Raw genomic sequence first — 24228 nt, 5'->3', positions numbered from 1 at the left:
CTTTGTCGTTGGCACTCAGCCGAGGTCGTCCACGTCCAGAAAGCCGCCCGACTGTCGCGACCACAGCCGCGCATAAAGCCCGCCCTGCGCCAGCAACTGGGCATGGCTGCCCTGTTCGATGATGCGGCCCTGATCCATCACCACCAGCCGGTCCATCGCGGCGATGGTGGACAGGCGGTGCGCGATGGCGATGACGGTCTTGCCCGCCATCAGCGCCTCCAGCCGGGACTGGATCGCGGCCTCGACCTCGCTGTCCAGCGCGCTGGTCGCCTCGTCGAGGATCAGGATCGGCGCATCCTTCAGCGCCACCCGCGCAATCGCGATCCGCTGGCGCTGGCCACCCGACAGCTTGACGCCGCGTTCGCCGACATGGGCCGCCAGCCCGCGCCGCCCGAGGCTGTCGGTCAGGTCGGGCACGAATCCCTCGGCCTCGGCCATGCGCAGCGCCCCGGCGATCTGATCCTCGGTGGCGTCGGGGCGGCCATAGGCAATGTTGTCATGGACCGAGCGATGCAGAAGCGAGCTGTCCTGCGTCACCACGCCCACGGCGGCGCGCAAACTGTCCTGCGTCACCGTCGCGACGTCCTGCCCGTCGATGGTGATGCGCCCCGATTCGATATCGTGAAAGCGCAGCAGCAGGTTGACCAGCGTCGATTTCCCGGCGCCGGAACGTCCTACCAGCCCCACCCGCTCGCCCGCGGTGATGGACAGTGACAGGTCGTCCAGAACCGCCAGCGGCCGGGCACCTTCCATCCCGCGATAGCGGAAGGTGACGTGATCGAAGCTGACCGCGCCGGGACCGGGCCGCAGGGGTTGCGCATCGGGGGCGTCCAGAACCTCGCGCGGCAGGGCAAGGCCCGCGATGCCGTCGCGCACCGTGCCGATATTTTCGAACAGCGAGGCGAATTCCCACATGATCCAATGCGCCATGTTGTTCAGCCGCAGGGCCAGCGGCACCGCCACGGCCACCGCGCCGACCGCGATCTGGCCGCGCGACCAAAGCCACAGGCCCAGCCCGGTGACGGCGGCGACCAGCGCCACGTTGATCAGGTTCAGCGCGATGTCCTGAATGCTGGACAGCCGCATCTGCGCATGGACCGTATGCAGAAAGCGATCCATGCCCCGACGCATCCAGGATTCCTCGCGCGCGGAATGGGAAAACAGCTTGACCGTGGCGATATTGGTATAGCTGTCCACCACCTGCCCGGTCATGGCCGAGCGCGCATCCGCCTGAGCCTGCGAGACCCGCCCCAGACGCGGCACGATCTGCCACAGCATGATGCCATAGGCCGCCGCCCATGCCGCGAAGGGCAGCGCCAGCCGCCAGTCCTGACTGCCCGCCAGCAGCAGGGCGCCGATGAAATAGACCACGACATAGGTGCCGACATCCATGACCTTCATCGCCACCTCGCGCACCGCCAGCGCGGTCTGCATCAGCCGCTGCGCGATCCGTCCGGCGAATTCGTCCTGAAAATAGCCGATGGACTGGCGCAGCAGATAGCGATGCGCCTGCCAGCGGATGCGCTGCGGGTAATTGCCCATCAGGGTCTGGTGCAGCACCATGCTGCTGAGCGTGTTCAGCACCGGCAGGACCACCAGCAGCAGCACCGCCATCAGGAACAGGCGCCCGCCCTCGATCTGCCAGAACTCGTCCCTTGCGGTCTGGGACAGCCGGTCCACCAGATCGCCCAGATAGCCGAACAGCATGACCTCGATCACCGCGATTACGGCCGAACCTGCGGCCAGCAGCACCAGCCACAGCCATGCGCCCCGGCTGTAATGCAGCACGAACCGCGTCAATGTCCGTGGCGGCATGCCGGGCGCGGCGTCGGGATAGGGCTCTATGCGGCGTTCGAACCAGCCGAACATGGGGGCACCTTCTGCAATCGGGTCTGCGGGTCAGCCGGGTTGACCAATGGGGCAGGGATCCTGTGCGGGTTCATCTTTGTCAACCGATGGAACGAAGCCGGGGCAGGGCGGTTGCATTCGCGTGACCAGTATCGAAGGGAGGCAACAATGACCATCAAGGATCTGAAGGATCTGTATCTGGACCAGTTGAAGGATCTCTACTCCGCCTGCAAGCAGGCCCTGCCCATCGTGACCGAGCTTGGTCGCCACGCCAAATCGCGCGAACTGGCCGAGGCGCTGATCGCCGGAAATCAGGGCATCGCGCGCGGCATGGAGGTTCTGGCCGAGCTGTGCGAACGCCATGACACCGACCCCACCGGAGAGATCTGCAAGGGCATGGAGGGGCTGACGCTGGAGGCCAAGCGCCACGCCATCGAGACCGATTTCGGCGACGAGGACGCGCAGGACGCCGCGATCATCTCGCAATATCAGCGCATGGTCCATTATGCGATCGCGGGCTATGGCTGCCTGCGCAGTTTCGCCAACCGGCTGGGGCTGGATGGGGATGGCGCGATCCTTCAGGAATGTCTGGAACGCACCCGCAGCGGTGATCGGCACATGACCGCCATTGCCGATGGCGGCGTCAACGAGGCGGCGCTGGACGGCAAGTGACCGCCTAGAGGTGACGCGTTTCCGGGGCGGGGTTCCACCAGTTGTCATGCGCACCATCGGCCCAGAAGACCGGGGCGGCGATCAGTTCGGTCTCGTCCGCATCCAGCGCCGGCACGCAGACCTGAACGAAGCGACCGCCCATTTCCGCGATATCGCCCTCGGTCCACAGCCGGGTGCCGCAGCGGGCGCAGAACCAGTGATGCATGTCGATCCCGTTGCCATCGGCGCGCGGCGTCTCGGCCAGGTGCTCTTGCCCGCGGATCAGCCGCAACCCGCCCGGATCGGGCAGGCGCATTTCCCAGTAACGCATCTTGCGGCAGAACCGGCAGTTGCAGCGCATCGTGCCCGCCGCCAGATCGCCATCCGCTTCAAAGCGCACTGCGCCGCAAAAGCAGCTTGCCTGATAGGTCGTGATGTCGGTTTCCGGCTCGCTCATGGTGCATCTCCTGACTGGTGCGCCATGATCGCCCGACCATGCTGACAATTCCGGTCAGCAGATCACTGATAGCGCCCACCGCGTTGCAGCACCTCGATCTGATAGCCGTCCGGGTCGGCGATGAAGAAGAAGCGCGCGATCACCTCGCCCCCCGGCGCGAAATCGACCAGCTTGCGCGGGGCATAGCCTTCCGCCGTCAACCTTGCATGGGTCGCGTCCAGATCATCGACCGAGAACGCCACATGGCCATAGCCATCCCCCAGATCATAGGGTTCGCTGCGGTCCTTGTTGACGGTCAGCTCCAGCTCGGTCCCGCTTTCGCCATTCGCCAGATAGATCAGCGTGAACTCGGGAAAATCCAGCCGTTCGGCGACTTCGAGGCCGAAGACCTGCCGATAGAACGCGACCGAGCGTTCCTCGTCCAGCACACGGATCATGGAATGGATGTATTTTGCCATCTGGCTCTCCTGCGGTTTTCGCGTGGATAGGGTTACCCGACAGATATCCGCATGACCAAGATGGACGCAAACCCTATCGCGGCCGGGCGGCGAGGGGTGCGCTCATTCGGCAGAACATCGGTCTCGAACCTCTCCGAATTTTCCCGGAAAAATCAATGACGGCGTGCCCGCGGGTTATCAGGACATAGCGGAAACAAGCCGTGAACCTGATAAATCGGGAGTTGTCGCGTGCGGTTTTGCAGAAGCCGCTGACTTTGGCAGATTTTCTTGTAAAACAACCACTGGATCCGGTGTTGGTGTTAGGGTCCATCCCTATTAATTTCAGACCCAGAAGATGATGATTGCGGCGAGGATGAAGGCGTTGAGGAAGATGTCTCCGCATCGCTCATAGCAGGTAGCAATGTATGAGGAGGATCAAATAATAGTCCGGGGGATTATTTTCCCGACGATTGGCCAGTCCTTCAGGCGGCCGAAGGCATTCTCGATGCGATATCGCTTCCGATAGAGCCGCTTGCTGTATCTGGCCGGTTTCCTGCGCTTCTTCCGAGGCGGGATGCAGGGGCGGATGCCACGGTCCTTGAGGCCATCGCGCAACCAGTCGGCATCATGCGCCTTGTCGCCGAGGAAACGCCTGGCCGTTGGCAGATGGCGCAAAAGCACGCGTGCGCCACGACTGTCGGCCATCTGACCGGGAGATAGAAAGAAGTCCGGTGGCCGGCCCTTGCCGTCGCTGAGCATGTACAGCTTGGAGTTCGTTCTCGGGCGAAACTGTCCGCCGGACAGTTTCTGTTCCCCTCGAACCCCTTCGTGCGTCCGATCGCCCGTGGACGATCCCCTTTTATCGGAGACTGGCCGCGGTGCGGAGAGCAGCTTGAATTACGCCCGATCCTGCCAATGATCGGGGAGGTGCTCACCCGGGCGCAGGTTTTTATCTGCGAGTGGCGAAGAAGCTGCGCAGCAGTTGTCGGGACTCCTGGGCGCGGATGCCGTCATAGATCTGCGGGCGGTGGTGGCATTGCGGATGATCGAAAACCCGCGCGCCGTGCAGCACGCCGCCCATCCGGGGGTCGTCGGCGCCGAAATACAGCCGCTCGATCCGGGTCGCCGAAATGGCGGCGGCGCACATCGGGCAGGGCTCCAGCGTGACCCACAGGGCGTGGCCGGGCAGCCGCTCGGACCCCAGCGCCGTGCAGGCGGCGCGGATGGCCAGGATCTCGGCATGGGCGGTGGGGTCGCGGTCGGCACGGGTGCGGTTGCCTGCGGCCGCGACGACCCGGCCATCGGGGGCGACCAGCACCGCGCCCACCGGAACCTCGCCACGGTCGGCGGCGGCCTGCGCCTCGGCCAGAGCCTGCGCCATATGCGAGGTGAATTGCTGCATTGCGCTGCTTGTCGCAGGCTGCGGCCAATCGGGCAAGCGGGCAAAACAAGGCTTTCACCGACGCCGCCGCGCGCGTAGAAGAGGGTTTTGCCACCGCAGAGATGCGCAGGAGATATCGCATGACCGATGACCAGCAGGACCAGCAGCCCCAAAAATTCGACAAGACCGACCGCATCGCCAAGGTGATGGCGCGCGCGGGCGTCGCCAGTCGCCGCGATTCCGAGCGGATGATTCTGGAACGCCGGGTCAGTGTGAACGGCAAGGTGATCGACAGCCCGGCGCTGGATGTGTCGCCGGCCGACCGCATCATGGTCGATGGCAAGAAGCTGGACGAAAAGCAGGAAACGCGGCTGTGGCTGTATTACAAGCCGGTCGGGCTGGTGACCTCGGAAAGCGACGAGAAGGGCCGTCAGACGGTGTTCGACGCCCTGCCGCGCGATCTGCCCCGGGTGATGTCGGTCGGACGGCTGGACCTGACCTCGGAAGGGTTGCTGCTGCTGACCAATGACGGAGAGCTGAAGCGGCGGCTGGAGCTGCCCTCGACCGGCTGGCTGCGGCGCTATCGCGTGCGGGTGAACGGCCAGCCCAACGATCTGACCTTTGCGCCCCTGCGCCGTGGCGCGACCATAGAGGGCGAGGAATTCGCGCCGATGGAGATCAAGCTGGACGGTCAGCAGGGCGCCAATGCCTGGCTGACGGTGGGTATTCGCGAAGGCCGCAACCGCGAGATCCGGCGCGCGATGGCCCATGTCGGATTGCAGGTGAACCGGCTGATCCGCATCAGCTATGGTCCGTTCCGGCTGACCGGGATGGAGCGTAACGAGGTGGTCGAGGTCAAGCGCCGGGTGCTGCGCGATCAGTTGGGCGGGTTGTTGACCGGCGAAGAGGACGAGGCGCCGCATCGGGCGGCCGGTGCGTCCCGTGGCCCGCGCTCCTTCGGGGCAGGGGGCCGGGAAGGCCGCAGTGATCGCGGCGGCGATGCCGGTCCGCGCAAGCCTCGTGCCTTCGGGTCAGACCGGCCCGAGCGTCGCGGCGACAAGCCTGCCGAGCGTTCGGGGACCGGCAAAAGCTGGGGTGCCCGGCCTTTTGCCGCCGGGCAAGGCGGTGATGGCGACAAGCGTCCGCGTCGCGAACCGGGAAGCGATCGGCCACATGCCGAACGCGCCGGGGCGGGCAGGGGCTTTGCCGCGAAGGACGGTCAGGCGCCGCGCGCAGAGGGCCGCAGCTTTGGCGACAAGCCCGCGCGTGGCAAATATCCGGCCAAGCCCGCCTCGGATTCCCGTGGAAGGTTCGACGGCAAGCCCGGGGGCAAGCCGCATGCCGGGGGCAGGGGTTTTGCCGCACGGGATGGCGAAGGTCGGGGCTTTGGTGACAAGCCTGCGCGCAGTGGCAACCCCGCAGCCGAAGGTCGTGGCGCAAGGTTCGGTGGCAAACCCGATGCGGGGGGCAAGGATTTTGGCGCCCGTGGCAAGGGCGGGCCGGGCCCTGCCGGTGGCCGGGGTGGCAAACCCGGAGGCAAGCCGGGCGGACGACCGGGCGGGCACAAGCCCTCGGGTCGTCCCGGTGGCCCCAGACGCGATTGAAGGGCCATTGAAAAGGGGCGCGCCGCGCCCCTTGATCACTTCGTCAGGATCAGCTTGCCTGCGCGGGTGATGCGCAGTTGATAGACCTGATCGTCCAGGACGATCAGCGCCTGATTGCCGCCGCGGGTCAGAACGGTCGCGTCATGCTGGGGAATCCGGGACAAGGCAGTGGCGCCCGGACGGGGAAATTCTGCTGGTTGCGCAGCGGTCATGTTGGCCCTCTTGGCTGGCATTTCGTTCGCCGTGAAAGCTGACAAATTCCCTCGGAAATGTCAAAGGAAAAGAGTCGGGTATTGGCGCATCCCTGAAATGCGAGCATTTCGGGGCTTTGTTGCGAAAGGCTTGGCCCCCATGTCATAAGGGGCGCTGACCCCTCGAAGAGGATGGATTCTCATGGCCGCTGCCAATCACTCTGCCGCCGACACGGCGTTCAACCCGCACGACCATGACGCCTGCGAGGCGCATGCGCTGGACGAGGCGGTAAAGCGGCTGGCCGCCGAGGGCGCGCGTCTGACCCCGGTCAGGCGGCGCACGCTGGAGATCCTGCTGGAATCGCATCGGGCCATGGGCGCCTATGAGATCCTTGACCGTCTGGCCGAGGAAGGGTTCGGGCGTCAGCCTCCGGTCGCCTATCGGGCGCTGGAATTTCTGGTCCAGCACGGGCTGGCGCATCGGGTGCAGCGGTTGAACGCCTTTGCGGCCTGTCTGCATCCCGGCCATGATCACGCGCCCGCCTTTCTGATCTGCCGCAAATGCGACAAGGTCGCCGAACTGCCCGGCACCCGCATCCGCGATCTGCTGGGCGATCTGGCCGCCGAGTCGGGCTTTGTGATGGAGCGCAGCACGGTCGAGGTGCTGGGTCTGTGCCCCGCCTGTGCGGCGGCTGTCTGACCGGCGCTCGAATCATGGATCGGGCAGTTGCGTGAATGCCGCGATCCTTCGCCTCCGCAATGGCCGCAATAGCAAGATCCCGCCAGCCGATGGCGAAACCTTGCCCGACCGTGCGGTTTGAAATTACGGTAAAAATTCCTGCCCCTTTGGTATGGCCTGCATGGTCGCGACAGGGTGAGGCGCGCGTTTTTCCTGTGTTTATCCGGCGCTTCCGCGCCCCATGATGCAGGATTGCCACAGCTTTGCGACGCGGCCCTCCGGTTGGCGGAACCAGGGGGCATCCGGGCGTGTTGGCGATTATGCAACAGTGAGCGCAAGGCCGCGGGGGATTTGATTTAATGCTGCTTTTCAACCGTTCGGGTTTGTGCAACTGTCGCATCGATGTTGCCGGAGACGGCAGCTTTCAACGAAACGGAGCATGATCATGACCAAATTTGCTACTTTTGCGGCCGCTCTCGGCCTGACCGCCTCCTCGGCTCTCGCCGGTGGCTATGTTGCCCCCGTCGTCGAAGTCGAGCCCGTCATTGTTGAAGAGCAGCCGGCTTCGTCGAACGCCGGTCTGGTCGTTCCCGCCCTGCTGCTGCTGGGCGTGATCGCGGCCATCGCCTCGGACGATGATGACAGCTGATTTCCGGACGGGACCCGGGTCCCGTCAGGTTTTCAAGGGCTGGCCTCTATGGCCAGCCCTTTTCATTTGCGCGGTTCACCTGCTGGAAAACCCCGGCTGACGGATCATCCCCTGACCGGCGGACAAAGAAAAACCGGCCCTTGGGCCGGTTCTTTGTTTCACATCGTTCGGGGGCGGTTCAGGGGCGCAGCGTCTGGATGGTGACGTAACCCAGCGCCGGGCCGACCCATTGCCGCGAGACAGCGATCTGGCCGCCCTGCGACATATAGCTGTTCTGGAAGCTGGTGCCGTGACCTCCGCAGTTCTCGACCACTACACCCGCATTCGGTCCCGGTCCGACGGTGCAGTCGAAACTCAGCGGCCGCTCCAGCCCGTCGCCGGTGAAATAGCGCATGACGCGCTGTCCCGAACCCGACCTGCCCGCGCGGATCAGCGCCTCGGTCTGCGGCTCGGCGACCGAGAGGTCATTGCCCAGCCCCCGCGTGCCGACCAGCATCCCGCCGCGCAGGATCAGCGCCTCTTCGGACGGGGTCATATAGGTGCGCAGGGCGCCGTTCTGGCCGGTCATCGCCATGACCTGCGTGCGGCCAAGCGATTCAAATCCGGCCTGGATCAGTGGGCCGGGATTGACCCGCAGCGCCTCGGCCGCCGCGTCGGTTGGTGTTCTGGCCGGGGCGGCGGGGTCCTGTCCGCCGCGCCGTTCGGCCACGGCCTGACCCGCGGCCTGTGTCAGTGCACCCAACGGGCCGCCACCTGCGTCGTCATTGCCACAAGCGGCCAGCCCGGCCAGCAGACCGGCGGCCAGCGTGATCTTGAAAGCGCCGTTCATCGCCAGAACCTCCCCCAGCCTTCATAGAGTTCGACCGAATGGCTGTCGCGGATCTTGTCGTAAAGCCGGCCGTTGACGTTCAACTGCGCACCGCCATCGCGCGACAGAGAGCGTAGCGTGGTCGAGGCCCGTTCGCGCGAGGGCTGTCCGGTGGCCCAGCCGATCGGGATCGACAGCATGATGCCCTTGTCAAAGCTGCCTTCGCCGAATTCCTCGGCGCTCATGTCGGTCTTGGTTGCATAGGCGCCGATGCGCCAGCCATTGGCGAATTCGCGGGTCAGGCTGACGGTGGCGCCGACATCCCCGGCCAGATATTTGCCGACATCCAACTGCGCGGTGAAGCCCTGGGCAAATCCTTGAGAAAATTCGTAATAGGCCGAGACATGGCCCATCGTGACCTCGTAATCGCGGAAGTCGAACAACCCGTCGAAATCGCGTTTCTTGACGTGGCTGATCTCGGCCCCGAAGGCCAGCGGCGAATTGGCGGGCTTCCACAGCGCCTCGGCCGAGACGCCGCCATAGCCGCGTTCCAGCAAGCCGCCGGTGACGCGGGTATAGACGGTCTCGGTCGGCTTGCTGTACCAGGCCAGCGTCAGCTCGGGGATCGTCGGGCTGCTGTTGTCGCGATACATGCGCGAATCCGAGCGCACGCGCGGCACACCTTCGGGTGTGGTCTCAAGGCTTGGATCGGCCAGATATTCCTCGGCCGTGTAATGCTCGCCGCGCTGACCGGGAATGCCCGGCCCGCGTTGATCCATGTTGCCGAAGGCCCGTTGACGCAGCGCACCGGTGACGATCAGCCCCGGCATCAGCTCATAGCTGGCGCGGGCCTCGGCCCCGACCTCGTGGGTGAGCCCGTCCTCGGCGCTGAAGATGCCCAGATCGACATAGGGTTTGATCGACCACTGAAAGCGCGGATAGATCTCATCGCTGCGCACCAGCCCCGGTGCCCTCAGCGGCGCATCGGTCAGGGCGGCGACCGAGGCGATCTGGCTGGCCTCGGTATTTTCCAGCCGCTCGACATCCGAGCGGCGCAGCGTGACCGATGAGGTCGGCATGCCTTCGGCGGTCGAGGTGATGACGAAGGTTTCCACCGAAGGTGGCAGGGCGCGGCTCATCAGGCGGGCGGTGCGGCCCACGGCCTCGGCCTGGCTGATATAGCGGCGGTTGTCGATGCGGACCTCGGCGCGGTTGGCCGACAGCGCCATGGATTCCAGCACCTGACCTTCCTTGTCCAGCGCGTCGCCAAGCGATGTCTGGATGGCGGGTTGCGCAGTGGGGTCCTGCGACCACTGGCCCGACCAGCCTTCGGGATCGGCGGCGGGGGCAGGGCGTGGACGCACCGGCGCGGGGGCCTTTTCCAGCCCCGAGGGATAGGGGGCCTCGCGCGGGTTCAGCGCGACGGTCAGCTGCGCGCCGATGGTGTCGCCGCCAATGGTGTAAAGCCCGGCCTGATAGGCGCGGCCAAAGCTGTAATAGGCGCCGAGATTGACCTTGCTGCCCGGCTCTTCGTCACCTTGTTGATATTCGCGCCCACTGCTATAGCGGGTAAAATAGATATCGTTGGAATATTCCGCGACGAGGCTCAGGCGCTCATTGACCTGCCAACTGACCGAAGCGAAGGGCTTGGGACTGCCCGAGAACCAGTTGTCGGCATCCAGCGTGCCGCCCTCGTCGCCGACATCAATGGTGCGGGGCTTGCCCGCCAGCACACCCCAGCCCAGACCGGCCGAGGCGCGGATCGTCGGCGTGATGTTCTTGGTCGCGACGATATATTCGCCGGAATAGATCCCGGTGCCCAGCACATCCTGAAACCCGACGGCGATGGCCGGGCGCCAGCCCTGTTCGTCCAGGATCTGAAGGCGCAGGTCAAACGAGCGGTCCGAAATATAGCCGTCCTGACGATAATCGTTGATACCCTCGACCCGCGAATACCGCAGCACCGTGGTCAGTCGCGGCAGCACCTGAAAGGTGACATTGCCCCGCCGCGCGTAATCCGACCATGACACCGTCGCGCCAAGCGTGCCGTCGGGCAGCACTTCGGCGGTTGGCGTGTCGATCCCGCCGGGCATGCCATAGCTGGACATGTTGCGGGCGATCATGGGATCGGCCTGAGCAGTGCCGGACGCCGTTCCGATCAGAAAGGCGACCGGCAGGGTCGAGGCCATGAGGCGTCTGGCAAGCGGGGTGCTGCGCATCGAATGGGTCCTTCGTCACGGCTGGTTTCAGGATCATACCGGCTGTTCAATCGCGCGAAACCCCACAATCGCCGATTGGCGCAGGGTTGCGATAATCCTGCCGCACCGAAGCGGGTCCGGGCGGCAGGAAATGGCCGTTACTGGCTGCTGTCGCCGTCATCATCCCCGTCCGCACCGGCATCGGAACCGGCGCCGGGGGTCGGGATCACAGCGGGGCTGCTGGTGGTGGGCGCCGGGACATCGGCCGCCGGTTCCGATGCAGCGGGCTCGGATGCAGCGGGTTCGGATGCGGCAGGCGCGGTGCTGCTGTCACCCGTGCTGTCGCTGGCCGAGCTGCCACCTGCCGGGCTGGACGCGCCGGTATCATCTGCCGGGGTGGCAGGGGTGACGGTCGCGGGGGCCTCGGCCGGCGTGCTGCCGGTGGGCGGCGTGGTGGTCTCGGGCGTGGTCGTGCCGGTTGCCGGGCTGTCCTCGCTGGTCGATTCGGGCGCGGGTGCCGTTGTGGTCGCCGGGCTGGAGGCCGGACGTGTCGCCGCAGGGGCGGATGTCGCCGGGCGCGATGTGGTGCGCGGCGCGGCGGGGGCGGGCGCGCGGGTCGCGGCGACGGCCTGCGCCACCTCGGCCGAGGCGGGACCGGCACAGCCGCGTTCGCTGCGGCCCGAAACGGTCAGGGACGCACTCATCGGGAAACGCTCGCCGGACATGCTGTCCTGACAATCGGTGCCGCGGATATTGACCACGAAGGGCCGCCCGCCCAGCACGCCGACATATTCCACGCCTTCCGCGAAGGTCAGGCGATTGACCCGCACGGCCTGTCCGCGCTGGTTCGAGGGGGTCTTGTAGATGGCGGTGTTCCCGGCCAGATCAACCGCCCAGAAGGGCTCGTTGCCGCGGGCGCTGAAGGCGGCGGTGTTATGTGTGCGGGCCTCGGCGGTGGCGATGGGGCGGCCTTCGGCCTCGCCTGTCTCGATCGGGGCTTCGGTGGGCGACACGGTGGGCGGGCCACGATGCCCCTCGACCTGCGGCTGTTCCGATCCAAGGCCCGGCAGGCCCGCGCCGTCACATGCCGCCAGCGGCAGCGTCAGAAGGGCAAGCACCGTCAGGCGCGGCGTAAGGGTGAATGTCATACTGGCCTCTGTTGGATTTTTGTTGCTCTTTGCGTCAGCGTTAGCAATCGCCCGCCCGCCGGGCAAGCCGCAACGACGCCAACGGCTGTATCCCGCCTAGCAATTCGGGACGTTGACGGCCAGTCCGCCGAGGGATGTTTCCTTGTATTTGTCGCTCATGTCGCGGCCGGTCTGGCGCATGGTCTCGATGGCGGCGTCCAGCGGCACGAAATGCACCCCGTCGCCACGCAGCGCCAGCGAGGCGGCGCTGACCGCCTTGATCGCGCCCAGTCCGTTGCGCTCGATGCAGGGCACCTGCACCAGCCCCTTCACCGGGTCGCAGGTCATGCCCAGATGATGCTCCAGCGCGATCTCGGCGGCGTTCTCGATCTGCTGCGGCGTGCCGCCCAGCACCGCGCACAGGCCCGCCGCCGCCATGGCGCTGGCGCTGCCGACCTCGGCCTGACAACCGCATTCGGCGCCCGAGATGCTGGCATTGTGCTTGATGATCCCGCCGATGGCCGAGGCCGTCAGCAGGAATTCCGGCATCTGGCTTTCGCCGGCCCCCGGCACATGGTCCAGCCAGTAACGGATCACCGCAGGCACCACCCCCGCCGCGCCATTGGTGGGCGCGGTGACGACCTGGCCGCCGGCGGCGTTTTCCTCGTTCACGGCCATGGCATAGGTGGACATCCAGTCGTTGATGATATGCGGCGCGGTCAGGTTCATGCCGCGTTCGGCCAGCAATTGCTGGTGGATCGCATGGGCGCGGCGGCGCACCTTCAGCCCGCCCGGCAGCACGCCCGGCGTCGCCAGCCCGCGATCCATGCAGTCGCGCATCACCTGCCAGATCCGCGCCAGACCGTCGCGGATCTGCTGGTCGGACCGGAACACCAGCTCATTGGCTCGCTTCATCTGCGCAAGGGTCTTGCCCGAGCTTTCCGCCATCGCCAGCATCTCGGCGGCGCTGGAAAAGGGAAAGGGCACCTGCGCCTTGTCGTCCTTGCCGCGGTTTTCGGCTTCGGCCGCCAGTTCCTCGTCGGTCAGCACGAAGCCGCCGCCGACCGAGTAATAGATCTGGTGAAAGATCACGTCGCCCTGCGCGTCGGTGGCCGAGATGCTCATCCCGTTGGCATGGCCGGGCAGGGCGTGGTCGAAATCGAAGCGCAGGTCCTTTTCGGGGTCGAAATGCAGCGGCGGCAGGCCGTCCACCTGCAATTCGTGGCTGCGGCGGATGTCGTCCAGCGCGGCTTCGGCCTTTTCGGCATCCATCGTCTCGGGCACGAAACCCGCAAGGCCCAGGATGGTGGCGCGGTCGGTGGCGTGGCCCTTGCCGGTAAAGGCCAGGCTGCCGTGCAGCGTCGCGCGCACCCCATAGGCGTGAAACGGCAGGCCGCGCAGCGATTGCAGAAACCGCGCCCCCGCCACCATCGGCCCCATCGTATGCGACGAGGACGGGCCGACCCCAATCTTGAACATGTCAAAGACCGAAAGGAACATGATGACCCCTTGCTGTGCCGAACTGATCCAAGCATGACTGCGGCACCGCCGCCATGCCCCAAATGACGCTGGCCGGTGACAAAAGCGATATCCACCGATGATCCCGGCAGATCGCGATTGCCCATTTAATAGGCGACATGCCTTTTATATAGTCAATTATGCGGGGCGTGGCGAGTGCCCGGCATCGTGGCGGCCTGCCAACCTTGCGGGCACCCGGCGGCAAGGCGAAGGAACAGGATATGAAACTGCCCGAACCGATATCCCTTGGCGATCTGCGGCTTGGCCCGCCGGTGTTTCTTGCGCCGATGGCCGGGATCACCGATCTGCCGTTTCGCCGCATGGTTGCGCGTTTCGGCGCCGGGCTGCTGGTCAGCGAGATGGTGGCCTCGACCGAAATGGTGACGCCGCGCCCCTCGACCCGCGCGGCGGTGCGGGCCAAGGCGTTGATGGACGAAGGCGCGGCGGTCTCGGTGCAGATCGCCGGGCGAGAGGCCGGGGCGATGGCCGAGACCGCGCGCATCGTCGAAGGGATGGGTGCGCGTCTCATCGACATCAATATGGGGTGCCCGGCCAAGAAGGTCACGGGGGGGCTGTCGGGTTCGGCGCTGATGCGCGATCTGGACCACGCCCTGCGGCTGATCGAGGCGGTGCTGGGCGCGGTCAGCGTGCCGGTGACGCTGAAGATGCGGCTGGGCTGGGACGATGCTTGCCTGAACGCGCCGGAACTGGCGCGGCGGGCGGCGGAGGCCGGGGTGCGGATGCTGACGGTGCATGGCCGGACCCGGGCGCAATTCTATAAGGGCCGGGCCGACTGGGCGGCGATCGGGGCGGTGGGCCGGGCGGTGGCGAACCTGCCGGGCCGTCCGCCTCTGGTCGCCAATGGCGATGTGGTCGATGCGGCCAGCGCCCGCGCGGCGCTGGCGCAATCGGGCGCGGATGCGGTGATGGTCGGGCGCGGCGCGCAGGGGGCGCCCTGGCGGCTGGCGGCGATCTCGCACGCATTATGGGGCACGCCCGCGCCCGCCATTCCCATCGGCGCCGCCCTGGCCGATCTGGTCGAGGAACATTACACCGCGATGCTGTCCTTCTATGGTCAGGAACTGGGCCTGCGCGTCGCGCGCAAGCATCTGGGCTGGTATGCCGACGCCAATGGCGCCCCCCTGCGGGCCGAGATGCTGCGCGCGGATACCCCTGCCGCCACCATCGCACTGATCCGCCGGGCCTTTGCGGATGCAGCGGGCGGGGCGACCATGCCTGCGGGACGGGCCGCATGACCAGCCCGGCCCCCGCAGATTTCCGCCAGATCGAGCCCGGCCCCGGCTGGCATGCGCTGCCGCTGCCGGCCTTGGTGCTGGACGCCGAGGGCCGGGTGGCGGCGATGAATGACGCGGCCGAGGTCTGGCTGAACATGTCGCGCAACTCTACGCTTGGCCGGGCGCTGGATGGCGACGAGATGGCGACGCGGCTGATGATCTCTCCGTCGCTGCGGCCGCTGATGCAGCGGGTGTTGCGCGGGGACGAGGCGCTTTATCAACTTGATATCCGCTTTGATCTGGGCGACCGGGTGGGCGGGCATCAGGCGCGGCTGGCCGTGGTCCATGCCGGACCGCTGGAACCGGCGGCAGGCGCGCAGGCTGCGGTGATGATCCTGATCGTGCCGCAGGATCATGCAGGTCTGGCCAGCCAGAACCGGCAGGTGCGCAGTGCCGCCCGCAGCGCCATCGGCATGGCCGAGATGCTGGCGCATGAGATCAAGAACCCGCTGGCCGGTATCCGCGGTGCGGCGCAGCTGATGGCGATGAGCGCGCCCCCCGAGGATCGCGAGATGGCCGAGATGATCGTCAGCGAATCGCGTCGCATCGTCGCGCTTCTGGATCAGGTGGAACGCTTCGGCGACACCTCGGCCCCCCGGCTGGGTCCGGTGAATATCCATGACGTGCTGGAGCAGGTCCGCCGCTCGGCCAGGGTGGGCTTTGCGCGCGGCATCATGCTGGTGACGGATTACGACCCCTCGCTGCCGCTGGCGCTGGCCGATGGCGATCAGCTGACACAGGTCTGCCTCAATCTGGTCAAGAACGCCGCCGAGGCGCTGAACGGCGTGCCCCATCCGACGATCCGGCTGCGCAGCTTCTATGACCACATGCTGCGGCTGCCGCCCGACGCGATCGACCCTGCGGGCCGCCCGCTGCCCTTGCAGATCGAGATCGAGGATAACGGTCCCGGCCTGCCCGACGCCATCGCCGACGAGGTGTTCGAGCCCTTCGTTTCCGGGCGCGAGAACGGCACCGGGCTGGGGCTGGCGCTGGTCAGCAAGATCATCACCGACCATCGCGCGCTGGTCCGGGTGGACAGCCGCCCCGGCCGCACGGTGTTTCGCCTTTCGCTGCCCAAATTCCCACCCGCCAAGACATAAGGACCGACCCCATGGACGGAACCGTTCTGATCGCCGACGATGACCGCACCATCCGAACCGTGCTGACTCAGGCGCTGACGCGGGCGGGGTGCCGGGTTCATGCCACCGGCTCGCTTGCGCAACTGTCGAAATGGGTCGAGGAAGGGCGCGGCGATCTGGTCATCACCGATGTGATGATGCCCGACGGCAACGGCATCGACCGCATTCCCGCGATCCGCGCATCGCGGCCCGATCTGCCGGTGATCGTGATCTCGGCCCAGAACACCATCGTCACCGCCATCCGCGCGACCGAGGCCGAGGCTTTCGAATACCTGCCCAAACCCTTCGATCTGCCGGATCTGATGGGTAAGGCCAATCAGGCGCTGTCGCGGCGGGTGCGCCGGTCGGACCCCACGCCCGATACGCCTGTCGCCAGCCGCGATGCCGCCGATCCGGCCATGCCGCTGATCGGTCACGCCCCCGCCATGCAGGCGCTGTTTCGCATGGCGGCACGGGTGCTGAACGCCGATCTGCCGGTGCTGATCGCCGGAGAGGCAGGCGTGGGCAAGACCACCATCGCCCGCAGCTTCCACGACCTGTCCGAACGGCGCGAGCATGGGCTGGCGGTCCTGACCTCGGCCGATGCGGGCGAGGATTCGGTGCTGCGCGCGGTGGAAAAGGCGCGGGGCGGCACCATCCTGATCGAAAACCCGGTGGGCTTCGACGCGGCGGCGCAGGCGCGGCTGATCGGCATGATCGAGGCGATGGAATCCGGCCCCGACCGGGCGATGGCGCCGCGCGTCGTGTCCACCAGCGGGCCGGATCCGCAGGCGGATGTGGCCTCGGGGCGGCTGCGCTCGGATCTCTATTACCGGCTGGCGGGGGTGACGGTGACGGTGCCGCCCTTGCGGGCGCGGGTCGATGACATCCTGCCGCTGGCCACGCATCTGCTGGCCCGCGCGGCGGCGCAGGGCCTGCCCGAGCGGACACTGGGCGACGAGGCCGCGTCTATGCTGCGCGCCCATCCCTTTCCCGGCAATGTGCGGGAACTGGAAAACAACATGCGCAGGCTGGCGCTGACGGCGTCCGGCCCGGTCATCACCGAGGCCGAGATGCGCGAGACCCTGAACCAGCAGGGTGCCGCGCGTCCCGTGCCGCTGCCCGGCGGCGTCATTGCCGGATCGTTCGGCGCCTCGGCCGAGCCGCCCGAGCCGATGGTGATGCCCGCCGCCAATGCCCGGCTGTCGGATTCGGTCGAGGCGCATCTGCAACGCTATTTCGACCTGCATGGCGACGCGCTGCCGCCGCCGGGTCTTTATGACCGCATCCTGCGGGAAATCGAGCGGCCGCTGTTGCAGGTCGCGCTGGATGCCACCGGTGGAAATCAGCTTCGCTGCGCCGATTTGCTGGGAATCAACCGCAATACGCTGCGCAAGAAACTGACCGAACTGAACATCGAGGTGGCCAGACGGCGCAAACTGATGTAAAACCGCCACAGGCAGCGGTGACAAAGACACGCGTTGCCGCCTGAAGATGCCGCGCAAGACGGCAGGTGGTGGGTGATGGCAGGCTCGATTACGGGACTGAGCTGGGACAGATTGGCACGAGTCCGGTTGGCGCGTCACTGGCGCCCGGTTCTGGCGTGGGGGATGATCCTCGTCGGTGCCGCGCTGGCGGCGGCCACGCTGTCGGTGCTTGGCCCGGTCAGCCGGGGGGCAGAACCGCAATTGCTGCGGCTGATCCTGCTGCTGGATCTGTCCTATCTGATGGTGCTGTTCGCCTTTGTCGTGCTGCGCATGGCCCGGCTGATCGCCGCGCGCCGCCAGCAGGATGCCGGTTCGCGCCTGCATGGGCGGCTGGTCACCATCTTTGCCGGGATCGCGTTGGTGCCGACGGTGCTGGTGGCGATCTTTGCCGGTTTCCTGGTCAATATCGGGCTGGAGGGCTGGTTCTCGGATCGGGTGCAGCAGGTGGTTCTCAGCTCTCAGGCCGCCGCCGAAGCCTATCAGGAGGAACACCGCCAGGACCTGATCGAGGATGCGCGCGCCCTGGCCGGCGTGCTGATCCATGCCGGGCGCACCAATCCGCTGATCGAGGACGGCGATTTGCGCCAGCTGCTGGTGCAGGGCCAGACCCAGATCCAGCGCGGGCTGCGCGAGGCCTATCTGGTCGATGGCGCGGGCACGATCCGGGCGCGGGGCGATCGCAGCTATCTGTTCTGGTATGACACCCCGGCCAGCGAGCAGCTGGATCAGGCCCGGACCGATGGGCTGGTGCTGATCGAGGACTGGCAGAACAACGCCTTCCGCGCGCTGGTCGCCCTGCCGCCGCTGGCCAACAGATATCTCTATGTTACCCGAGATGTTGACGGCAACCTGTTGGGATTGCTGGACGATACCCGCGCGACCGTGGGCGATTACCGGCGGCTGGAGCAGACCCGCGGACAGGTGCTGTTCGAGTTTTCGCTGGTTTATCTGGGCTTTGCGCTGCTGCTGGTGGCGGCGGCGACATGGGCCGGGCTGTGGTTCGCCAGCCGCCTGTCCAAGCCCATCGGCCTGCTGGCCGAGGCCAGCGAGCGTGTGGGTCAGGGCGATCTGGACGTGCAGGTTCCCGAACCCGATACCGGAGACGAGATCCAGACTCTTGGCCGCGCCTTCAACCACATGACCCGGCAGCTGAAACAGCAGCGGGTCGAACTGGTCGAAAGCTATCGCGTCAGCGACGAGCAGCGGCGGCTGTTCGACAATGTGCTGTCCTCGGTTACTTCGGGCGTGATCGGGCTGGACGCGGCCGGAGAGATCGACTTCCTCAACCGTTCGGCCACGCGGCTGCTGGGGCTGGAGCCGAAGCGCGACATCGACGCGCTGCTGTCCGAGGCGGTGCCGGAATTCGCGCCACTGTTCGACCGGCTGTCGGCCTCGGTGGCCGAGGCGGTGCAGGACGAGATCCGCCTGATGCGCGAGGGGCGGATGGAAAGCCTGCTGGTGCGCATGGCCGTGCGGCGCGATACCGACGGCGCGCTGGAAGGTTATGTGGTGGCCTTCGACGATGTGACCGAGCTGGTCAGCGCACAGCGGATGGCGGCATGGGGCGACGTGGCCCGCCGCGTCGCGCATGAGATCAAGAACCCGCTGACCCCGATCCAGCTGTCGGCGGAACGTCTGCGGCGCAAGTTCGTGCCTCTGGCCGATCCCGAGGACAAGGCGGCGCTGGATCAATATGTCGATGTCATCATCCGCCAGACCAACGACCTGCGCCGCATCGTGGACGAGTTCAGCCGCTTTGCCCGGATGCCCGAACCCGACCGGGCCGAGACCGATCTGGCGCGGCTGCTGCGCGAATCCGTCCTGCTGCAACAGGACGCCGTGCAGGGCGCGCTGCTGAGCGAGATTCCCGAGGATCCGATCATCGTCGATTGCGATGCGGGCATGATGCGGCAGGCCTTTACCAATCTGTTGAAGAATGCCGGAGAAGCCATTGATGAATACGCGCAAAAAGCGCCTGATGGCTGGGATGGCAAGGTCAGGGTCACGATGCAGGCCGACCATGATACGGTGACCATCCGCATCATCGACAACGGGCCGGGCCTTCCCGCCGACCGCTCGCGTCTGTTCGAACCCTATGTGACGATGAAGTCGCATGGCACCGGTCTGGGCCTGCCCATCGTCAAGAAGATCGTCGAGGAACATGGCGGCAGCCTGATCCTGACCGATGCGCCAGAGCGCCCCGGCGCCATGGCCGAAATCCGTCTGCCACGCGAGCGCCATCCGGTGCGCGGGGTCGGGCGCAAAGTGAAACACGAAAAAGACGAGGCAGGCACGATATGAGCGATATTCTGATCGTCGATGACGAACGCGACATCCGCGAACTGATCGCGGACATTCTGAAGGACGAGGGTTTCGCAACCCGCACCGCTGCCAATTCCGACGAGGCGGTGACGATGCTGAACGACGAGGAGCCGGCGCTGATGATCCTTGATATCTGGCTGAAGGACAGCCGGATGGACGGGATCGACATTCTGAAACAGGTCAAGCGCAACAACCCCGAAGTGCCGGTGATCATCATCTCGGGTCACGGCAATATCGAGATCGCGGTCGCCGCGATCAAACAGGGTGCCTATGACTTCATCGAAAAGCCGTTCAACATCGACCAGTTGATGGTGGTGATCAACCGCGCGATGGAAACCAGCCGCCTGCGGCGTGAAAACAGCAATCTGCGGCGTGGCGATGGGCGGCTGGCAGAGATGCTGGGACATTCGGCCTCTTTCAAGCGGTTGCGCGAAAATCTTGACAAGGTGGCCAAGTCCAATGGCCGGGTGATGCTGAGCGGTGAGCCGGGCAGCGGCAAGGAACTGGCCGCGCGCTATATCCACGCCCAAAGCCCACGGGCGGGCGCCCCCTTTATCACCGTCTCTTGTGCCGCGATCGAGCCCGAGCGGATGGAAGAGGTCCTGTTCGGCCGCGAAACCCCCGAACGCGGCGTCGAGCCCGGCCTGCTGGAGCAGGCTCATGGCGGCGTGATCTATTTCGACGAGGTCGGCGACATGCCTCTGGGCACGCAACCCAAGATCCTGCGGGTGCTGACCGAACAGCAGTTCATGCGGGCGGGCGGCTCGGACCGGGTGCGGGTCGATCTGCGGGTGATCTCTTCGACCAATCGCGACCTGCCCGGAGAGATCGCGGCGGGCCGGTTCCGGCAAGAGCTTTATGACCGGCTGAACGTGGTGCCTCTGGCGGTGCCGTCGCTGGCCGACCGGCGCGACGACATCTCGGTTCTGGCCCGTCACTTCATCGAGCAGTTCCACCAGTTGCAGGGGCTGGCCCTGCGCGAATTGCCCGATGAAACGGTGGCGGCGCTGCAGGCGATGCGCTGGCCCGGCAATATCCGCCAGCTGCGCAACGTGATCGAGCGGGTGCTGATCCTGGCCGAAAGCAGCGGCCCGATCCAGCCGGCCGAGCTTGAGCCGCAGGGCGCCACCCCCGATAACAGCGACGCGCTGAGCCTTGGCCCGCAGATCACCGCAATGGCCCTGCGCGAGGCGCGAGAGCTGTTCGAGCGCGAATACCTGCTGGCCCAGATCAACCGTTTCGGCGGCAATATCAGCCGCACCGCACAATTCGTCGGCATGGAGCGCAGCGCGCTGCACCGCAAGCTGAAATCGCTTGGCGTGGTCGGCGGCATGCGCAACGACGACGAGGTGATGACCGGCAAGTGACCCGGCCTTGTCATGCCCATTGCCCACGGGCGCGCATGGACATAGGCATTGGGACATGCGCTGATCGGGGTTTGCCATGAAGATCATCATCTGCGGGGCGGGGCAGGTCGGCTGGCAGATCGCGCGGCATCTGTCGGGCGAGCGCAACGACGTGACCGTCATCGACATCAACCCCGAACTGACCCGGCGCGCGGCGGATGCGCTGGATGTGCAGGCGGTTGCGGGTTTTGCCAGCCATCCCGACGTGCTGGACAGGGCGGGCGCCCGCGATGCCGACCTGATCATCGCCGCCACCCATTCCGACGAGGTGAACATGGTCGCCTGTCAGGTCGCCCACTCGGTCTTTCAGGTTCCCCGCAAGATCGCGCGGCTGCGCAGCCCGGCCTATCTTCAGGCGATCTATTCCGATCTTTACCGCACCGACCATCTGCCCATCGACGTCGTTATCAGCCCGGAACGAGAGGTCGCGAAATCCGCGCTGCAACGGCTGGCCGCGCCCTCGACCTTCGATACCGAGGTGTTCATGCGTGGCAAGGTGCAATTGCTGGGCATCCTGCTGGAAGAGGACTGCCCGGCGCTGAACACGCCCCTGCGGCAGCTGGACGAGATCTTTCCGACCCTGCGCGCCATTGTCACCGGTGTGCGGCGCGAGGGGCGGCTGTTCGCGCCCGAACCGAATGACCAGCTGTTCGCGGGCGATCAGGCCTATATCTTCAGCCACGCCGATGATGTGGCGCGGGTGCTGGAAATCTTCGGCAAACCGGCGCTGAAGACCTCTCGGGTGGTGATCATCGGGGCGGGCAGCGTCGGGCTGCCCGTGGCGCAGGCGCTGGAGGCCCGGCCCGACCGCATCCGCACCCGCCTGATCGAGCGCAACCGCGCACGCGCCGAGATCGCCGCCGACACGCTGGAACGGACCATCGTGCTGAATGGCGACGGGCTGTCGGCAGAACTGATGGAAGAGGCCGGCGTGGCCACCACCGATGCTGTTCTGGCGCTGACCGATGACGACAAGACCAACATCCTTGCCGCCGTCCGCGCCAAGCAGGCGGGCGCGGGCATGGCGATTTCGCTGATCAACGACCCGACCATGGTGCCGCTGGTCGAGGCGCTGGATATCGACGCCTATATCAACCCGCGCGCCACCACCGTTTCCACCATCCTGCGCCATATCCGGCATGGGCGGGTGCGCGACATCTATTCCATCGGCGATGCCGAGGCCGAGGTGATCGAGGCGCAGGTTCTGTCCACCTCGCCGATGTCCGGCCGGGCGATCCGTGACATCGAATTCCCCGAGGGCGTTCTGGTCGGCGCGGTCCAGAAGGGCGAGCGTTTCGTGAAACCCAAGCCCGACACCCGCATCGAAGAGGGCGATCTGGTGCTGATCTTTGCCCTGACCCATGACGTGCCAGAGGTCGAGCGCCTGTTGCAGGTCTCGATCGACTTCTTCTGACGGCGGCCGGGATGGGTCTGCTGTCGCGCCTGCCGATGCCGCTGACACTGACCGCATTTGCGGCGCTGGCGATGCTGATTCCGGCGGCCCATGCCTCGGAACAGGATCAGCATGCCATCGCGCGCAACTTCTTCTATTGCGCGGTGCTGGTGCTGATTCTTTGTGTGCTGATCGGGCTGGCGCTGGGGCTGCGACCGCGCCGCAACCACCCGCGCGAGGCGCTGCTGACGATGGTCGCGGTCTTTGGCCTGCTGCCGGTGGTCCTTGCCATCCCCTTCGCCCAGAGCCTGCCCGATACCGGCCTGTTCAACGCATGGTGGGAAATGGTGTCCTCGGTGACGACGACCGGGGCGTCGCTCTATGCCGCCGATCTGCTGCCTGCGTCGCTGCATCTGTGGCGCGGTATCGTCGGCTGGCTGGGCGGGTTCTTCATTCTGGTGGCGGCCACGGCCATTCTGGCACCGCTTCGGATCGGCGGGTTCGAGCTGATCTCGGCCCCTCAGGACCGCCCCGATCTGCCGCGCGACGTGGCCGGGCTGACCGATCCGGTGGACCGGTTGACGCATCTGTCGGCGCCCGAATTCCACACCCGCTTTTCCGATCCCTCGTGGCGGCTGCTGCGGGCGGGTGCGGCGGTGGCGCCCGCCTATGCCGGGCTGACGCTGGCGCTTTGGGTGCTGCTGCTGATGCTGGGCGATCCGGGGCTGGTGGCGCTGATGCGGGCGATGGGCACATTGTCCACCAGCGGGATCTCGCCAGTGGGCGGACCTTTGGGCGCGGCCTCGGGCCTGCCCGGAGAGGCCGCGGTGATGCTGTTCCTGCTGCCCGCGTTGTCGCGCCGCTTCTGGCCGGGCGGCGCGGAATTGCAGGTGACGCAGCGCCTGCGCGACGATCCTGAACTGCGCATGGCAACAGGCCTTGTCGCGCTGGTGGTGCTGGTGCTGTTCGCGCGCCATTTCATCTGGATCATCGAGGCGCCCGACGCGGTGACGGGCGGGCTGTCCGATACGCTGTCGGTGATCTGGGCGGCGGCGTTCAACGCGCTCAGCTATCTGACGACGACGGGGTGGGGCGCGCTGGAATGGCATGGCGTGCGGATATGGTCGGGGCTGGAGGCGCCGGGCCTGATGCTGGCGGGGCTGGCGATGATGGGCGGCGGGGTGGCGACCACGGCGGGCGGGGTCAAGCTGATGCGGGTCTATGCGCTGGCCCGGCACGGAGAGCGCGAGATGAACCGCATCATCCACCCCAGCGCCGTATCAGGCGGGGGGCCGATGGCGCGCAGATTGCGGCGCGAGGGCGCGTTTCTGGCCTTCATCTTCTTCATGCTGTTCGCGCTGTCGCTGGCGGGCACGATGCTGCTGATCTCATTGCAGCGGGTGGGCATCGAGTCGGCGACGGTGCTGTCGGTCGCGGCGCTGACCAATACCGGGCAACTGGCCAGCGCCATCGCCCTGACCCCGGTTTTCGAGACCAGCGCCGGCATCGCCTCGGCCCCGTGGGAGGGCTGGTCGGGCCTGCCCAGGGCCAGCAAGACCGTGCTGGCGCTGGCGATGATCCTTGGCCGGGTCGAAACCCTGGCGATCCTTGCGCTGATGTCGCCGGATTTCTGGCGGCGCTAGGACATGGGGCCGCAGT

20 protein-coding genes and 1 pseudogene are annotated in these 24228 nt (G+C 66.5%); 11 read left to right on the top strand and 10 right to left on the bottom strand.

Annotated features, from left to right (window positions below; genetic code table 11):
• Nucleotides 1–15 precede the first annotated feature (15 nt).
• Nucleotides 16–1869, bottom strand: a complete 1854-nt coding sequence (locus JHW40_RS16355) for an ABC transporter ATP-binding protein (RefSeq protein WP_090612276.1) — start codon at nt 1867–1869, stop codon at nt 16–18.
• A gap of 147 nt (nt 1870–2016) precedes the next feature.
• Between JHW40_RS16355 and JHW40_RS16350 the strand changes: the two genes are divergently transcribed.
• Nucleotides 2017–2520, top strand: coding sequence for a DUF892 family protein (locus tag JHW40_RS16350; RefSeq protein ID WP_090612273.1), 504 nt, complete (start codon nt 2017–2019; stop codon nt 2518–2520).
• A gap of 4 nt (nt 2521–2524) precedes the next feature.
• Here the strand turns inward: JHW40_RS16350 and JHW40_RS16345 are convergent, their stop codons facing one another.
• The 4 genes and pseudogenes from JHW40_RS16345 to JHW40_RS16330 all read right to left on the bottom strand — a co-directional run bounded on the left by JHW40_RS16345 (nt 2525) and on the right by JHW40_RS16330 (nt 4795).
• Complete coding sequence (locus tag JHW40_RS16345) at nt 2525–2956, bottom strand: GFA family protein (RefSeq protein WP_244519190.1); 432 nt, start codon at nt 2954–2956, stop codon at nt 2525–2527.
• A 62-nt stretch (nt 2957–3018) separates the two neighbouring features.
• Complete coding sequence (locus JHW40_RS16340; protein ID WP_090612271.1) at nt 3019–3414, bottom strand: VOC family protein; 396 nt, start codon at nt 3412–3414, stop codon at nt 3019–3021.
• Nucleotides 3415–3735: 321 nt separating this feature from the next.
• A pseudogene (locus tag JHW40_RS16335) lies at nt 3736–4282 on the bottom strand (transposase); the annotation flags it as partial.
• Nucleotides 4283–4342: 60 nt separating this feature from the next.
• Entirely contained in the window at nt 4343–4795 is a 453-nt protein-coding gene (locus JHW40_RS16330; RefSeq protein WP_090612267.1) for a nucleoside deaminase, read from the bottom strand.
• 119 nt (nt 4796–4914) lie between these two features.
• Between JHW40_RS16330 and JHW40_RS16325 the strand changes: the two genes are divergently transcribed.
• A complete protein-coding gene (locus tag JHW40_RS16325; RefSeq protein WP_090612265.1) occupies nt 4915–6378 on the top strand; it encodes a pseudouridine synthase in 1464 nt (487 codons plus the stop codon).
• Between the two features lie 35 nt (nt 6379–6413).
• On the opposite strand, the gene hemP is transcribed toward JHW40_RS16325, so the two are convergent.
• Nucleotides 6414–6590 (bottom strand): hemin uptake protein HemP, encoded by a 177-nt coding sequence (gene hemP / locus JHW40_RS16320; protein ID WP_090612263.1) that lies wholly within the window; start codon nt 6588–6590, stop codon nt 6414–6416.
• Nucleotides 6591–6771: 181 nt separating this feature from the next.
• Here hemP and JHW40_RS16315 point away from each other — a divergent pair, with 181 nt between their 5' ends.
• Both JHW40_RS16315 and JHW40_RS16310 read left to right on the top strand, forming a co-directional pair.
• The gene (locus tag JHW40_RS16315) at nt 6772–7269 is read left to right on the top strand and encodes a Fur family transcriptional regulator (protein WP_090612260.1); all 498 of its coding nucleotides are present in this window, start codon (nt 6772–6774) and stop codon (nt 7267–7269) included.
• 424 nt (nt 7270–7693) lie between these two features.
• The gene (locus tag JHW40_RS16310) at nt 7694–7897 is read left to right on the top strand and encodes a hypothetical protein (protein WP_419182452.1); all 204 of its coding nucleotides are present in this window, start codon (nt 7694–7696) and stop codon (nt 7895–7897) included.
• A 178-nt stretch (nt 7898–8075) separates the two neighbouring features.
• On the opposite strand, the gene JHW40_RS16305 is transcribed toward JHW40_RS16310, so the two are convergent.
• From JHW40_RS16305 to JHW40_RS16290, 4 genes are all read right to left on the bottom strand, one after another.
• Nucleotides 8076–8726: a YjbF family lipoprotein gene (locus tag JHW40_RS16305; protein ID WP_090612256.1), complete on the bottom strand. Its 651-nt coding sequence runs from the start codon at nt 8724–8726 to the stop codon at nt 8076–8078.
• Nucleotides 8723–10924, bottom strand: a complete 2202-nt coding sequence (locus tag JHW40_RS16300) for a YjbH domain-containing protein (protein WP_090612253.1) — start codon at nt 10922–10924, stop codon at nt 8723–8725. Before JHW40_RS16300 ends, JHW40_RS16305 begins: the two co-directional genes overlap by 4 nt.
• A gap of 137 nt (nt 10925–11061) precedes the next feature.
• Nucleotides 11062–12051 carry a hypothetical protein gene (locus JHW40_RS16295; protein ID WP_090612252.1) on the bottom strand — a complete coding sequence of 330 codons (990 nt, stop codon included), beginning with the start codon at nt 12049–12051 and terminating at the stop codon, nt 11062–11064.
• A gap of 96 nt (nt 12052–12147) precedes the next feature.
• Nucleotides 12148–13530 (bottom strand): L-serine ammonia-lyase, encoded by a 1383-nt coding sequence (locus tag JHW40_RS16290; RefSeq protein WP_090612250.1) that lies wholly within the window; start codon nt 13528–13530, stop codon nt 12148–12150.
• A 239-nt stretch (nt 13531–13769) separates the two neighbouring features.
• Between JHW40_RS16290 and dusB the strand changes: the two genes are divergently transcribed.
• The 7 genes from dusB (at nt 13770) to JHW40_RS16255 (ending at nt 24212) form a co-directional block, all read left to right on the top strand.
• Nucleotides 13770–14804, top strand: a complete 1035-nt coding sequence (dusB, locus tag JHW40_RS16285) for a tRNA dihydrouridine synthase DusB (RefSeq protein WP_090612248.1) — start codon at nt 13770–13772, stop codon at nt 14802–14804.
• Nucleotides 14801–15943, top strand: coding sequence for a two-component system sensor histidine kinase NtrB (locus JHW40_RS16280; protein ID WP_090612245.1), 1143 nt, complete (start codon nt 14801–14803; stop codon nt 15941–15943). The genes dusB and JHW40_RS16280 overlap by 4 nt, the downstream gene beginning before the upstream one ends.
• 11 nt (nt 15944–15954) lie before the next feature.
• Nucleotides 15955–17409 (top strand): response regulator, encoded by a 1455-nt coding sequence (locus JHW40_RS16275; RefSeq protein WP_090612242.1) that lies wholly within the window; start codon nt 15955–15957, stop codon nt 17407–17409.
• A gap of 75 nt (nt 17410–17484) precedes the next feature.
• On the top strand, nt 17485–19749 hold the full coding sequence (locus JHW40_RS16270; protein WP_090612240.1) for a sensor histidine kinase NtrY-like: 2265 nt from the start codon (nt 17485–17487) through the stop codon (nt 19747–19749).
• A complete protein-coding gene (ntrX, locus tag JHW40_RS16265) occupies nt 19746–21137 on the top strand; it encodes a nitrogen assimilation response regulator NtrX (RefSeq protein WP_090612237.1) in 1392 nt (463 codons plus the stop codon). The genes JHW40_RS16270 and ntrX overlap by 4 nt, the downstream gene beginning before the upstream one ends.
• Nucleotides 21138–21213: 76 nt before the next feature.
• Complete coding sequence (gene trkA, locus JHW40_RS16260; protein WP_090612234.1) at nt 21214–22590, top strand: Trk system potassium transporter TrkA; 1377 nt, start codon at nt 21214–21216, stop codon at nt 22588–22590.
• An 11-nt stretch (nt 22591–22601) separates the two neighbouring features.
• The gene (locus JHW40_RS16255; protein WP_090612232.1) at nt 22602–24212 is read left to right on the top strand and encodes a potassium transporter TrkG; all 1611 of its coding nucleotides are present in this window, start codon (nt 22602–22604) and stop codon (nt 24210–24212) included.
• Nucleotides 24213–24228: the final 16 nt, after the last annotated feature.

The sequence above is a fragment of the Paracoccus alcaliphilus genome (genome assembly GCF_028553725.1).
GTDB lineage: Bacteria > Pseudomonadota > Alphaproteobacteria > Rhodobacterales > Rhodobacteraceae > Paracoccus > Paracoccus alcaliphilus.
The sequence above is the reverse complement of the archived record's forward strand: the minus strand, read 5'-3'. Positions and strand labels throughout refer to the sequence as shown.

What these genes read in the sequence shown, in the direction of transcription:
- JHW40_RS16355 (WP_090612276.1), bottom strand. Translation starts at nt 1,869, where the DNA reads ATGTTCGGCTGGTTCGAACGCCGCATAGAGCCCTATCCCGACGCCGCG.
- JHW40_RS16350 (WP_090612273.1), top strand. Translation starts at nt 2,017, where the DNA reads ATGACCATCAAGGATCTGAAGGATCTGTATCTGGACCAGTTGAAGGAT.
- JHW40_RS16345 (WP_244519190.1), bottom strand. Translation starts at nt 2,956, where the DNA reads ATGAGCGAGCCGGAAACCGACATCACGACCTATCAGGCAAGCTGCTTT.
- JHW40_RS16340 (WP_090612271.1), bottom strand. Translation starts at nt 3,414, where the DNA reads ATGGCAAAATACATCCATTCCATGATCCGTGTGCTGGACGAGGAACGC.
- JHW40_RS16330 (WP_090612267.1), bottom strand. Translation starts at nt 4,795, where the DNA reads ATGCAGCAATTCACCTCGCATATGGCGCAGGCTCTGGCCGAGGCGCAG.
- JHW40_RS16325 (WP_090612265.1), top strand. Translation starts at nt 4,915, where the DNA reads ATGACCGATGACCAGCAGGACCAGCAGCCCCAAAAATTCGACAAGACC.
- hemP (WP_090612263.1), bottom strand. Translation starts at nt 6,590, where the DNA reads ATGACCGCTGCGCAACCAGCAGAATTTCCCCGTCCGGGCGCCACTGCC.
- JHW40_RS16315 (WP_090612260.1), top strand. Translation starts at nt 6,772, where the DNA reads ATGGCCGCTGCCAATCACTCTGCCGCCGACACGGCGTTCAACCCGCAC.
- JHW40_RS16310 (WP_419182452.1), top strand. Translation starts at nt 7,694, where the DNA reads ATGACCAAATTTGCTACTTTTGCGGCCGCTCTCGGCCTGACCGCCTCC.
- JHW40_RS16305 (WP_090612256.1), bottom strand. Translation starts at nt 8,726, where the DNA reads ATGAACGGCGCTTTCAAGATCACGCTGGCCGCCGGTCTGCTGGCCGGG.
- JHW40_RS16300 (WP_090612253.1), bottom strand. Translation starts at nt 10,924, where the DNA reads ATGCGCAGCACCCCGCTTGCCAGACGCCTCATGGCCTCGACCCTGCCG.
- JHW40_RS16295 (WP_090612252.1), bottom strand. Translation starts at nt 12,051, where the DNA reads ATGACATTCACCCTTACGCCGCGCCTGACGGTGCTTGCCCTTCTGACG.
- JHW40_RS16290 (WP_090612250.1), bottom strand. Translation starts at nt 13,530, where the DNA reads ATGTTCCTTTCGGTCTTTGACATGTTCAAGATTGGGGTCGGCCCGTCC.
- dusB (WP_090612248.1), top strand. Translation starts at nt 13,770, where the DNA reads ATGAAACTGCCCGAACCGATATCCCTTGGCGATCTGCGGCTTGGCCCG.
- JHW40_RS16280 (WP_090612245.1), top strand. Translation starts at nt 14,801, where the DNA reads ATGACCAGCCCGGCCCCCGCAGATTTCCGCCAGATCGAGCCCGGCCCC.
- JHW40_RS16275 (WP_090612242.1), top strand. Translation starts at nt 15,955, where the DNA reads ATGGACGGAACCGTTCTGATCGCCGACGATGACCGCACCATCCGAACC.
- JHW40_RS16270 (WP_090612240.1), top strand. Translation starts at nt 17,485, where the DNA reads ATGGCAGGCTCGATTACGGGACTGAGCTGGGACAGATTGGCACGAGTC.
- ntrX (WP_090612237.1), top strand. Translation starts at nt 19,746, where the DNA reads ATGAGCGATATTCTGATCGTCGATGACGAACGCGACATCCGCGAACTG.
- trkA (WP_090612234.1), top strand. Translation starts at nt 21,214, where the DNA reads ATGAAGATCATCATCTGCGGGGCGGGGCAGGTCGGCTGGCAGATCGCG.
- JHW40_RS16255 (WP_090612232.1), top strand. Translation starts at nt 22,602, where the DNA reads ATGGGTCTGCTGTCGCGCCTGCCGATGCCGCTGACACTGACCGCATTT.